The sequence below is a fragment of the Klebsiella electrica genome (assembly GCF_006711645.1).
Taxonomy (GTDB): domain Bacteria; phylum Pseudomonadota; class Gammaproteobacteria; order Enterobacterales; family Enterobacteriaceae; genus Klebsiella; species Klebsiella electrica.
This window is the reverse complement of record NZ_CP041247.1, coordinates 3,918,138-3,930,573: the sequence shown is the minus strand read 5'-3', so window position 1 is coordinate 3,930,573 and position 12,436 is coordinate 3,918,138. Positions and strand designations below refer to the sequence as shown.

The window sequence follows — 12,436 nt, the reverse complement described above, 5'->3', positions numbered from 1 at the left end:
TCGAAGCAAGTTTGAAAGCAGGGTTATGAGGAACCAACATGTCTGAACAACAAGCACAAAGTGCCGATGAGGCAATTGACCTTAATAATGAACTGAAAAACCGTCGTGAAAAGCTGGCTCAGCTTCGTGAGCAGGGCATCCCGTTCCCGAACGATTTTCGTCGTGACCATACCTCTGACCAATTGCACACTGAATTTGATGACAAGGATAATGCAGCACTCACCTCCTTGAACGTTGAAGTCTCTGTCGCTGGTCGTATGATGACCCGTCGCATCATGGGGAAAGCCTCCTTCGTCACTCTGCAGGACGTCGGCGGCCGCATTCAGCTGTACGTCGCGCGCGACGATCTGCCGGAAGGCGTCTACAGCGAACAGTTTAAAAAGTGGGACCTTGGCGACATTATCGCCGCCCGCGGTAAGCTGTTCAAAACCCAAACCGGCGAACTCTCCATTCACTGCAGCGAGCTGCGTCTGCTGACCAAAGCCCTGCGCCCGCTGCCGGATAAATTCCACGGCTTGCAGGATCAGGAAGCCCGTTATCGTCAGCGCTACCTGGATCTGATTGCCAACGACGAATCCCGACGTACGTTTAAAGTCCGTTCGCAGATCCTCGCGACGATGCGCCAGTTCATGGTGAGCCGCGGCTTTATGGAAGTCGAAACCCCGATGATGCAGGTGATCCCCGGCGGCGCGGCGGCGCGTCCGTTTATCACCCATCACAACGCGCTGGATATGGACATGTACCTGCGTATCGCGCCGGAGTTGTACCTGAAGCGTCTGGTTGTGGGCGGCTTCGAACGGGTATTCGAAATCAACCGTAACTTCCGTAATGAAGGTATCTCGGTGCGTCACAACCCGGAGTTCACCATGATGGAACTCTATATGGCGTATGCGGATTACAAAGATCTGATCGAACTGACCGAATCCCTGTTCCGCACTCTGGCGCAGACCGTGCTGGGTAAAACGGAAGTCCCCTATGGCGACCAGATCTTCGACTTTGGCAAACCGTTTGAAAAACTGACCATGCGTGAAGCTATCAAGAAATACCGTCCGCAGACCGAGATGGCGGATCTGGATAACTTTGCCGCAGCGAAAGCCCTTGCCGGGTCCATCGGCATTCACGTTGAGAAGAGCTGGGGGCTGGGGCGTATCGTCACCGAAATCTTTGATGAAGTGGCGGAAGCGCACCTGATTCAGCCGACCTTTATCACCGAATACCCGGCGGAAGTCTCTCCGCTGGCGCGCCGTAATGACGTGAACCCGGAAATTACCGACCGCTTTGAGTTCTTTATCGGCGGCCGTGAAATCGGTAACGGCTTCAGCGAGCTGAACGACGCCGAAGACCAGGCGCAGCGTTTCCAGGACCAGGTGAATGCCAAAGCCGCCGGGGATGACGAAGCGATGTTCTACGACGAAGACTACGTGACCGCGCTGGAATACGGCCTGCCGCCGACCGCCGGTCTGGGGATCGGGATCGACCGGATGGTGATGCTGTTTACTAACAGCCACACTATCCGCGACGTCATCCTGTTCCCGGCAATGCGTCCGCAGAAATAAGTTACGTCCACGACCAGGCCCCCCGTTCGTCAGAGCCGGGGGCTTTTTTATGCCTCATATTTGCCGGTGGAAGGCCGCCGTCCACGCGCCAGACGGGTGAGGGACGGCCTCTGGGCGCTGTTTTGCGTTTCAGTGGCCCGGGCTGAGTGAAATGACCCGGTTGTAACCGTCAGCCCATCGGCATTCATCGTCTTAGGGGGGGAATTGTGCTCGTCCACACGCCTCGCCACCCTGTGCTGCGCAACCTGGTTCATCCCCCCCTCCAGGCTGGCCTTCAGCGTATTTTTTATCCTCCCCGTGACGTCGCGTCCGGGGGGCAGGCAAGCGTCTGCGGCAGCTCAGACGCCTGAAAACGCCGCTGATGTTTCAAATACCCCTTTTATTCAGGTGGGTAATCCCCTCTGGCGGATTGCCAGCAGCAGGCCCGCGGCTTGTGCGCAAACTGCTGGGCGCCTCTCATTTTTTGCGCGTTTATGCCGCAATGTTAGATATCTGTCAAAGTTCTGTTATCAGGTGGTTTTAAAATTTTCATTTCAGTTATTTAATTACAAAAGTTTCATATGTGTTGTTAATGAAATAAACCATCTGAAATTGACCAGCCGATAAATCGTATGATTTATGAACTACTGTTTTAATAACTCATTAAAAAAACCACTGAATTAAGTGGTTCTGGTAAAAATGTGCCAAAACAGTGCAGTCAGAAGAAAGATTTCTGACTGGCGAGTCGGTCGGTATCAGAAAGACGTTTCCGAAATGAATTTTTCATTTCATCTCGATGAACTGGCATATCACTGAACCCCAAGGAACAACTATGAACATCAAGAAAACGATTGTTGCCTCTTTGTTAGTCTGTATGTTGCCCGCCGCGGTGATGGCAAAAGATCTCTCCGTCGGCGTGTCGATGGCGCTTTTCGACGATAACTTCCTGACTATCCTGCGTACTGCTATGCAAAAAGAGATGCAAAAAGAGGGAGTGAAATCGCAGGTTGAGGATGCCAAGGGCGATGTCGCGCAGCAGTTGCAGCAGGTGCAAAACTTTATTGGCCAGGGCGTCGATGCCATCATCGTCAACCCGGTCGATACCAACGCCGTGAAGCCGATTATCGATCAGGCGACCAAAGCCGGGATTCCGTTGGTCTTCGTTAACCGCCGCCCTCAGGTTCCGCTGACCGACAAAATGGCCTACGTTGGTTCGGATTCGGTGCTGGCCGGCCGTCTGCAGATGGAAGCGCTGGCGAAGGCGATGAACGGCAAAGGTAACGTGGCGATTCTGCTGGGTGACCTGGCGAACGAATCCACCCGCGACCGTACCAAAGGCGTGGAAGAGGTCGTCGCGAAATACCCGAATATCAAGATAGTCCAGAAGCAGACGGCGAAGTTTATGCGTAACGATGCCGTTGATGTGGTGAGTAACTGGATGACCAGCGGGGAAGATATTCAGGCGATCGCCTCCAATAACGATGAAATGGCGATTGGCGCGCTGCAGGCGCTGGGGAGCAACCCGAAGCACATTCTGATCGCCGGGGTCGACGGGACGCCTGACGCCCTGCAGATGCTGAAAAACGGCAAGATGATCGCCACGATTTTCCAGGATGCCAAAGGGCAGGGGGAAGGGGCGGTGGATGCGGCCGTCAAACTGGCGCACGGGGAAAAAGTCGAAAAAGTCATCGATATCCCTTACCAGCTGATTACCAAACAGAATATGTCTGAATTTGTCAGTCGTAATCAAAAATAATCATTTCTGGCTCAGCGGTACGGAGGGTGATGTATGAACGCTTTTGCACTTGAAGCCGAAGGTATCAGTAAGTTCTTTCCTGGCGTGAAGGCGCTCGATAACGTCTCATTACGCGTGCGCCCGGGGACGGTGCACGCCCTGATGGGGGAAAATGGTGCGGGAAAGTCGACGCTGATGAAGTGCCTTATCGGGATTTACCGTCCCGATAAGGGCGCGATCCGGGTGAAGGGTGAACCGGTGCAGTTCCAGGATACGATGGATGCGCTGCGCGCGGGGATCTCGATGATCCACCAGGAGCTGAACCTGGTGCCGCATATGACGGTGGCGGAAAATATCTGGCTGGGGCGCGAGCCGATGAAATACGGCTTTGTCGACCATCGGCAGCTGACCCGCCAGACTCAGACCCTGCTCAATAAACTGAATATCCGTTTATCCGCCGACCGGCTGGTGGGCGATCTCAGCATTGCCGCCCAGCAAATGGTGGAAATAGCCAAAGCGGTATCGTGGAACGCGGATATTGTCATTATGGATGAACCCACCTCGGCGCTGACGGAAAGCGAAGTGGCGCACCTGTTTACCATCATTCGCGATTTACGCGAGCAGGGCAAAGCCATTATTTATATCAGCCACAAAATGGATGAGATTTTCGCGATTACCGATGAAATTAGCGTCTTTCGCGACGGGACCTGGGTGGGCAGTCGGCAGACGGGTGAATTTACCCGTCAGTCGCTGATTACCCAAATGGTGGGCCGCGAATTAACTCAGCTGTTCCCGAAATTCAATAATACGATTGGCGAGGAGGTGTTAACGGTCCGCAATCTGACGCGCCAGGGCTATTTCGAAGAGGTGAATTTCAGCGTCCGCCGCGGAGAAATTCTCGGCGTTGCCGGTCTGGTCGGCGCCGGGCGCAGCGAAGTGATGGAGAGCCTGTTCGGGATGGAGCGCTTTGACAGCGGCGAAGTGTTGATTGACGGCCAGCCGGTGACGATCGACTCGCCTTCCGTGGCCATTGAAAAAGGGATGGCGCTATTGACGGAAGATCGCAAAAAGTCCGGGCTGTTCCTCGTGCTCTCGGTGATGGAAAACATGAGTATCGTCAATATGCCGGAATATATCGGCAAGAGCGGGTTCGTCAAACATATGAAGATGGCGGAAGACTGCATGGAACAGATCCGTCGACTGAATATAAAAACCCCGACCATGGATCAAATTATTAATAACCTGAGCGGCGGTAATCAGCAAAAGGTCTTAATTGCCCGCTGGCTGCTGGCACAGCCGAAAATATTAATTCTTGATGAACCAACCCGCGGGATTGACGTGGGGGCGAAAGCTGAAATTTATCATCTGATAAGCGAACTGGCCAACCGTGGCGTCGCGATCATTATGGTCTCTTCTGAACTGCCGGAAATTCTCGGCATGAGCGATCGGGTTATGGTCATGCACGAAGGGCGTATTACCGGCATCCTCGACAAAGACGAAGCCGATCAGGAAACCATTTTGTCGTTGGCATCCCACTGAGGTGTAGAGAATGAGTAATATGAAACTAACCGCAACCGCGGCAAATGAGCGATCCTCTTTCCTCGGTAATTTACGCCATAAATTGCCGAAAGATACCGGTATCTTTATTGTTATGCTGGTTATCGCCCTGACATTTGAAATTGCCGGCTGGTTTGTCCGCGACCAGTCTTTTCTGATGAATACCAACCGCCTGGTGTTGATCGTCCTGCAGGTCGCCATTATCGGGATTATCGCCGTCGGCGTCACGCAGGTCATTATCACCACCGGGATTGACCTCTCCTCCGGTTCGGTCATTGCCCTTGCCGCCGTGGTGGCAGCAAGTCTGGCGCAAACCTCGGATAGCCTGACGCCGATGTTCCCGTCGCTGGTTAACCTGCCGGCGGTCATTCCCATTTGTGCCGGGATTGGCGTCGGGCTGATCTGCGGATTAACCAACGGCTTTTTGGTCACCCGCACCGGGATCCCGCCGTTTATCGCCACCCTCGGGATGATGGTTTCCGCCCGCGGTCTGGCGCAATATTACACCCAGGGAAATCCTATCAGCTTCTTGTCCGACAGCTTTACGTCGATTGGTCAGGGGGCGATGCCGGTGATTATTTTCTTCGTGATTGCCGCCCTGTTTCACATCGCCCTGAAGCACACCCGCTACGGTAAATATGTTTACGCCATCGGCGGCAACATGACCTCGGCAAAAGTGTCCGGCATCAATGTGAATAAGTATCTGGTTATCGTCTACACCATCGCCGGCGCGCTGTCGGGGCTGGCCGGAGTGGTGCTGGCGGCGCGCGTCAGCAGCGGGCAGTCCAGTATGGGGATGTCCTACGAACTGGACGCGATCGCCGCGGCCGTTATCGGCGGCAGCAGCCTGATGGGCGGCGTCGGCCGCATCACCGGGACTCTGATTGGCGCGATGATTCTCGGTTTAATCAAAAGCGGCTTCACCTTCGTCGGCGTCGACGCTTACGTTCAGGATATTATCAAAGGGATTATTATTGTTGCGGCGGTGACGATAGACATGCGCCGTAACCGCAAGAAGCATTAACCGGTAAGAGCCCGCGGCCTGAGCTGCCGCGGGCTCTATGACTTTCTACGCCGCGTCCGGTTCCGGCTCATCGGCGGCCAGGCGTAAACTGTTGAGCAACACGTTGGCCCCTTTTTCTGCCCATGCGGGCAGAATGTTTTCCGCCTCGTTATGGCTAATCCCTTTCTCGCAGGGGATAAAAATCATGCTGGCGGGCGCGACCTTGCTGATATAGCAGGTATCGTGACCGGCGCCGGAGACCATACGTCGGGCGCTGTAGCCCAGCGCTTTTGCCGCCTGCTGGCTGCGGGCCAGACACTCTGCATCAAAGGCGATAGGGGCGTAATCGAAAATACGCTCGACTGTCGCCGTCACGCGGCGTGCCGCCAGCTCTGCGGCGGCACGATGCAGCGCCTGTTCCATCGCTTCCAGCGCCGGGGTTTGCGGGTGACGAAATTCAACGCTGCAGGTTACGCGCCCCGGCACCACGTTGCGCGATCCCGGTATCACCTGCGCCATGCCGATGGTCGCCCGGCCATCGGGATTGTGGGCGATGCCGATTTGCTCAACCGCCAGCGCCAGCTCGGCGAAAGCGGTCAGCGCGTCGCGGCGACTGCCCATTGGCGTGGTGCCCGCGTGGGCGGAAAAGCCCTCCAGCGCGACGTTGAACCAGCGTTGGCCCATCGCCGCGTCCACCAGCCCGATATCAACCCCTTCTTCTTCCAGAATCGGCCCCTGTTCGATATGCACCTCATAACAGGCGTGCAGCGGGAATGCGGCTGCCGGACGTTCGCCGCGGTAGCCGATAGCCTCCAGCGCCGCGCCGACGCTGATGCCGTCGCGATCTTCGCGGGCCAGCGCGAAAGCTTCGCTAAACTGCCCGGCCCACACGCCGGAGGCGAGCATCGCCGGGGCAAAGCGCGCCCCTTCCTCGTTGGTCCAGTTGACCAGCACGATATCGCGCTCGGTCTCTATGCCGCGATCGTTCAGCGTGCGCAGCGCCTCCAGCCCGGCCAGCACGCCGTAAATGCCGTCATAGCGGCCGCCGAGCGGCTGGGAATCGACGTGCGAACCGGTCAACACCGGGGCCAGCTGCGAATTTTTACCGGCGCGGCGGATAAACATATTGCCCATACTATCGACTGTGCAGGGAAAACCGGCTTCCCGCGCCCACTCGCGCAGCAGGTCGCGCGCCTGCCGGTCCTCATCGCTAAGCGCCAGTCGGGTGACGCCGCCCGCAGGCGTGGCGCCGAGACGCGCCATCGCGTTGAGCGTTGACCACAGACGTTCGCCGTTGACGGTTATCATGGTTTGTCCTTTTTCACGCGATAGCGGAAGTCGCAACACTTTCCGCCCTGCATAATGGTGGTGGTGCGGGTCAACTCCACGTCCGGGGCGTAGCCGACGATAAACTTGTCATCGCGGGCGCAGGAGAGCAGGTGACCAATCTCGCCGAGGCCCATTTCGTGGTACATCTCGGCGTAGCGGCAGCGGTTAACGTTGTAGTTATACTGCTGGTCGTCGGCGTCCAGCACCTTGACCTCCAGCGCATTGTCCTTTTCCCACAGATATTGCAGGGCGACAAAGCTCTGGATGTTCGCGCCGTCCGGCTCCTGGCTGGCAAAGGCTTTTCCCGCCTCGATGGCGGCGTTTTCAATCGCTTCGCCGATGACCGTCTGGGCGCGAGCCTTGCCTATCTCGCGCACCAGGATGGCGTAAATCGGCTTAATAATTTCGGCTTCAATCTTGCGGCGGGCGAGAATGCCCAGCTCATTATTATCACTCATCACATTGCCTCACTGCGTTACTTCGTTGTTGCGCCGCCGAGTACGGTTTGCGGCTGCCATTTGCCGTCGACGACTTTGTAAACGGTAAAGGTTGGCGATTTCAGGTTGCCCTCTTTATCAAAGGCGATTTTCCCGGTGACCCCGGAGTAGTCGATCGCGCGCAGAGCGGGCAGGTAGTCGGTCGGGTCGACGGAGTCGGCTTTTTCCATCGCCGCCACCAGTACGCGGGTGGCGTCATAGGCGAACGGCGCGTGCAGCTCGATATGGGTGTGGTAGCGCGACTGGTAGGCTTGCTCAAAGGCTTTGCCGCCCGGCATCTGGTCGACCGGCAGGCCCGGCTCCAGTGCCACCACGCCGTCACCCTCTTTTTGCGCCAACTGGAGGAAGGTCTGGCTGACGAAACCGCCGGCGCCCATCAGGGTGGCGTTCATCCCCAGCTGTTTGATCCGCCGCGCCAGCGGAGCGGCCTGGCTATCGACGCCGCCGAAGAAAATCAGGTCGGCGTTTTTGCTGCGGATCGCGGTCAGCACGGCGCTGAAGTCGACCGTCTTGTCGTCAACATACTGGCGGTCAACAATTTTCACGCCCTGTGCTTCCAGCGACTTAATAAACTCGTCCGCCAGCCCCTGACCAAAAGCGGTACGGTCATCGATCACCGCGATGCGTTTGGCCTTCAGAGTTTGCACCGCGTACTGTCCGGCAAACTGGCCGCCGTCATCGTCGTGGCCCATCACGCGGAAGCTGGTGTCAAAGCCCTGTCTGGTATAGGCGTGTCCGGTGGCGACCGGGGCTACCTGGGCGATGCCGGCATCGTGGTAAACCCGTGCGGCGGGAATGCTGGTGCCGGTATTCCAGTGACCGACCACGCCGGCGACGCCGCTGTCCACCAGACGCTGGGCAACGGCAACCGCGGTACGCGGATCGGACTGATCGTCTTCCGATTGCAGTTTGAAGGTCACCGCCTTGCCGCCGATGGTCGGATGCTGCTGGTTGATATCATCAATCGCCAGCTGCGCGCCGTTTTCCAGATCCTTACCGATACGGGCGGAAGGGCCGGTCAGCGGACCCGCCAGGCCGATAATGACGGTTTCGCTGGCCGCAGACCAGGCGGCGGATGAGGCAAAGCCGCTGAGCAGAATAGCGGCGCTGAGCGCACTGATTTTGACTGTTTTCATTGTTTTTCCCTGAGGCTGGTTAGTGTGTCAGGCGGGTATTTCGCCCAAATAAATCTGTGCGATACGGTCGTCGGCCAGCAGCGCCTGCGAGGCACCGCGCTCGACAATGCTGCCGCTGTCCATCACCCACGCGCTGTCGGTGGCTTCCAGCGCCAGGCGCGCGTTCTGCTCAATCAGCAGTAGCGCCACGCCGCGCTGACGGAGAGTGGCTATCACGCGGAAAACGTTCTCGACCATCAGCGGCGCCAGGCCCATTGACGGCTCATCAAGGATCAGCAGACGCGGCTGGCTGAGCAGGGCGCGGTTGAGCGCCAGCAGCTGCTGTTCGCCGCCGGAAAGCAGCCCGGCCAACTGATGCTGGCGTTCAGCAAGGCGCGGGAAGTTGGCGAAGATTTCGTCCATCTCCTGTCGGACCGCCGCGCTATCGCGACGCAGCCAGGCGCCCATTTGCAGGTTTTCCAGCACCGTCATGCGGGTAAAGATGCCGCGGCCTTCCGGTACCATCACCAGCCCTTCGCGCAGCAGCGACTCCGCTTTGCGTCGCCGCAGCGGTTTACCGTTGAAAATAATCTCGCCGCTAAAAGGCTCCAGCCCGGTAATGGCGCGCACGGTGGAGCTTTTGCCCGCGCCATTGGCGCCGATTAACGTAGCCTGCTCACCCGCTTTAACGCTGAATGAGACATCGCGCACCGCCTGGATACCACCGTAGTGCACGCCGAGGCCGGTGACGGTTAACAGATCAGACATGGGCATTCCCTCCAAGCCAGGCGGCGATTACCGCCGGATCGCGGCGCACGCTCTCCGGCGTTCCGCTGGTCAGCGTTTTGCCGTAATCCAGTACCATCAGGCGATCGCAGATGCCCATCACCAGTTTGACGTCGTGCTCAATCATCAGCAGGGTTTTGCCGTCGTCGCGGATGCGCAGCAGCAGTTCGCCCAGCGCCATCTTCTCGGCGGCGTTCATCCCGGCCGCCGGTTCATCCAGCGCCAGCAGGCGCGGATCGGTCGCCAGCGCGCGGGCAATTTCCAGCCGCCGCTGGTGGCCGTAGGCGAGGTCGCAGGCGCGGTAGTGGGCGAACTGCGCGATACCGGTGTAGTCCAGCCAGTGCCACGCCAGCTCGCGGGTCTGTGCCTCTTCGGCGCGGGCGCGTTTATGGCGGGAGAGCGCGGCCCACAGACCGTTGCGGGTGCGCACGTGGCGGCCGACCATCACGTTTTCCAGCACCGACATCTCGTTAAACAAGCGCACGTTCTGGAAGGTGCGGGCGATACCGGCGGCGGTGACCTTCTCGATATTTTTCGGGAAGTAGGGCTGCCCGGCGATAGCGAACTCGCCGTTGTCCGCCGGATAGAGCCCGGTTATCAGGTTAAAGCAGGTGGTTTTCCCCGCGCCGTTTGGCCCAATCAGGCCGTAAATTTCGCCTTCGTTGATGGTCAACGAGACGTTATCGACCGCCGTCAGGCCGCCGAAGCGCTTTGACATATGACGTACGCTTAACAGGCTCATACTTTGACTCCCTGATGACGCGCGGGCCAGATGCCCTGTGGACGCAGGAGCATGACCAGCACCAGCGCCAGGCCGTAGAACAACTGGCGCAATATTTCCGGGTCAATCAGCACCTCGCCAAACAGCGCCTGCTGTAGCGGCGCCGCCTGGCTGCGCAGCAGCTCCGGCAGCGCGGTCAGCAGCACCGCACCGAGGATCACGCCGGGGATATGCCCCATTCCGCCGAGCACCACCATCGCCAGCACCGCGATCGACTCCTGCAGGGTGAAGGACTCCGGGGAGACAAAACCCTGGAACGCGCCGAACAGCGCCCCCGCCACGCCGCCGAAGGAAGCGCCGATAGCGAAGGCCAACAGCTTGTAGTTACGCAGGTTGATGCCCATCGCGCGGGCGACGTCTTCATCCTCGCGGATGGCATGCCAGGCGCGGCCAATGCGCGAGTGCTGTAGCCGCAGGCAGACAAAAATAATCGCCACAATCACCAGCATCAGCAGGTAGTACCACAGCCACAGCGCCGGGACTTTAAAACCGAACCAGTGATAGACGCCGCTAAACTTCAGCCCGAACAGATTCAGCGAATCGACCCCGGAGATGCCTTTTGCGCCGTTAGTGATGTTGACCGGACGGTCGAGGTTGCGCATCAGGATGCGGATAATCTCACCAAAACCGAGGGTGACGATGGCCAGATAGTCGCCGCGCAGCTTCAGCGTCGGTGCGCCGAGTACGATGCCGCAGCCTGCGGCCAGCAGCGCGGCGAGCGGAATAATCACCAGCCACGAGGTATGCAGGCCGTCCGGGAGCCAGTGATTTAACAGCGGGAACACGTCCAGCAGATGCGGCGAGGCCAGCAGCGCCGCCAGATATGCGCCAACGGCGTAGAAGGCGATAAAGCCCATATCCAGCAGGCCGGTGTAGCCGACCACGATATTCAGTCCCAGCGCCAGCATGATATACAGCAGGGCGAAGTCGATGACCCGCACCCAGTAGTTGCCGCCGAGCTGGCTGGCGACCATCGGTGCCACCAGCAGGGCGCAGACGAACAGGGTCATCCCGGACCAGAAGCGGCGGGAGGCGACAGGCGTGTCGAGTTGTGCCGTTGTCATGATTTTCTCCTAAGCCCGGTGCGCAACGCGCTCGCCGAGTAAACCGGCAGGGCGGAAGACCAGCACCAGGATCAGCACCATAAAGGCGAAGATATCCTGATAGTTGCTGCCAAAGACGCCGTGGGTCAGGTCGCCGAGATAGCCGGCCCCGAGGGATTCGATCAGGCCCAGCAACAGGCCGCCGACCATCGCGCCGCGAATATTGCCGATGCCGCCGAGCACCGCGGCGGTAAAGGCTTTAATCCCCGGCAGAAAGCCCATGGAGAAGCCGGCGCTGCCGTAATTGCTGGCCATCATCACCCCAGCCAGCGCGGCGAATACTCCGCCGATGGCGAAGGTGAGGGTAATAATGGCGTTGGGATTGACGCCCATCAGCGTGGCGATGCGCGGGTTTTCCGCCACTGCGCGCATCCCCCGGCCTAAGCGGGTGAACTCCACCAGCAGCCACAGGCCGAGCATCACGGCAAACGCCAGCGCGACGGTGACGATACCGGTGACGGTCACGAGCGCCGGAGGATGCGCAGCGCTCCCCTGGGTCACGGCGATCGGGTCCATCGGCAGGATCTGCGGGAACATCAGCGGATTGCGCGACCAGACGATCATCGCTACGGTTTGCAGCAGCACCGAGACGCCGATCCCGGAGATCAACGGCGCGAGGCGCGGAGCGTTACGCAGGCGGCGGTAGGCAAAGCGTTCTACCGCCATCGCCAGCAGGGCGCACACCGCCATGGCCAGCAGCAGCGCCAGTCCGAGCTGCGCCAGCGGCGGCAGAGTGGGGAAATGGGCATTCAGCGCGTTCATCCCGGAAAGGGTGGTTAACGCGCCGACCATCAGAATATCGCCGTGGGCAAAGTTAATAATGCGCAGGATGCCGTACACCATGGTGTAGCCGAGCGCGATCAGGGCGTAGATGCTGCCGAGCATGACCCCGTTGATAATTTGTTGTATGAGTGTGTCCAACTGATTCTTCCGACAAGATGCTCGAATGACAGCTACCATCCAACAAATGAATTAAATTGTAAAATACGCATATA

General features: G+C 58.6%; 11 protein-coding genes. 4 read left to right on the top strand and 7 right to left on the bottom strand.

Annotated features, from left to right (window positions below; all coding sequences use genetic code 11):
- Positions 1-38: 38 nt before the first annotated feature.
- From lysS to Electrica_RS18770, 4 genes are all read left to right on the top strand, one after another.
- A complete protein-coding gene (lysS, locus tag Electrica_RS18785) occupies positions 39-1,556 on the top strand; it encodes a lysine--tRNA ligase (RefSeq protein ID WP_141965162.1) in 1,518 nt (505 codons plus the stop codon).
- An 811-nt stretch (positions 1,557-2,367) separates the two neighbouring features.
- Complete coding sequence (locus tag Electrica_RS18780; RefSeq protein ID WP_100686009.1) at positions 2,368-3,291, top strand: sugar ABC transporter substrate-binding protein; 924 nt, start codon at positions 2,368-2,370, stop codon at positions 3,289-3,291.
- 33 nt (positions 3,292-3,324) lie between these two features.
- Positions 3,325-4,809, top strand: coding sequence for a sugar ABC transporter ATP-binding protein (locus tag Electrica_RS18775; protein ID WP_100686010.1), 1,485 nt, complete (start codon positions 3,325-3,327; stop codon positions 4,807-4,809).
- Positions 4,810-4,828: 19 nt separating this feature from the next.
- Positions 4,829-5,851: an ABC transporter permease gene (locus Electrica_RS18770; protein ID WP_191121248.1), complete on the top strand. Its 1,023-nt coding sequence runs from the start codon at positions 4,829-4,831 to the stop codon at positions 5,849-5,851.
- A gap of 45 nt (positions 5,852-5,896) precedes the next feature.
- Here the strand turns inward: Electrica_RS18770 and Electrica_RS18765 are convergent, their stop codons facing one another.
- From Electrica_RS18765 to Electrica_RS18735, 7 genes are read right to left on the bottom strand one after another with little or no spacing between them, the layout of a single operon-like run.
- A complete protein-coding gene (locus Electrica_RS18765) occupies positions 5,897-7,138 on the bottom strand; it encodes a Zn-dependent hydrolase (RefSeq protein WP_141965161.1) in 1,242 nt (413 codons plus the stop codon).
- Positions 7,135-7,617 (bottom strand): L-2-amino-thiazoline-4-carboxylic acid hydrolase, encoded by a 483-nt coding sequence (locus Electrica_RS18760; protein ID WP_141965160.1) that lies wholly within the window; start codon positions 7,615-7,617, stop codon positions 7,135-7,137. Before Electrica_RS18760 ends, Electrica_RS18765 begins: the two co-directional genes overlap by 4 nt.
- 17 nt (positions 7,618-7,634) lie before the next feature.
- The gene (locus Electrica_RS18755; protein WP_100686014.1) at positions 7,635-8,792 is read right to left on the bottom strand and encodes a branched-chain amino acid ABC transporter substrate-binding protein; all 1,158 of its coding nucleotides are present in this window, start codon (positions 8,790-8,792) and stop codon (positions 7,635-7,637) included.
- Between the two features lie 27 nt (positions 8,793-8,819).
- A complete protein-coding gene (locus Electrica_RS18750; protein WP_131047566.1) occupies positions 8,820-9,539 on the bottom strand; it encodes an ABC transporter ATP-binding protein in 720 nt (239 codons plus the stop codon).
- A complete protein-coding gene (locus tag Electrica_RS18745; protein WP_141965159.1) occupies positions 9,532-10,299 on the bottom strand; it encodes an ABC transporter ATP-binding protein in 768 nt (255 codons plus the stop codon). The genes Electrica_RS18750 and Electrica_RS18745 overlap by 8 nt, the downstream gene beginning before the upstream one ends.
- The gene (locus tag Electrica_RS18740; RefSeq protein ID WP_131047568.1) at positions 10,296-11,402 is read right to left on the bottom strand and encodes a branched-chain amino acid ABC transporter permease; all 1,107 of its coding nucleotides are present in this window, start codon (positions 11,400-11,402) and stop codon (positions 10,296-10,298) included. The genes Electrica_RS18745 and Electrica_RS18740 overlap by 4 nt, the downstream gene beginning before the upstream one ends.
- A gap of 9 nt (positions 11,403-11,411) precedes the next feature.
- Entirely contained in the window at positions 11,412-12,362 is a 951-nt protein-coding gene (locus tag Electrica_RS18735; RefSeq protein ID WP_131047569.1) for a branched-chain amino acid ABC transporter permease, read from the bottom strand.
- Positions 12,363-12,436: the final 74 nt, after the last annotated feature.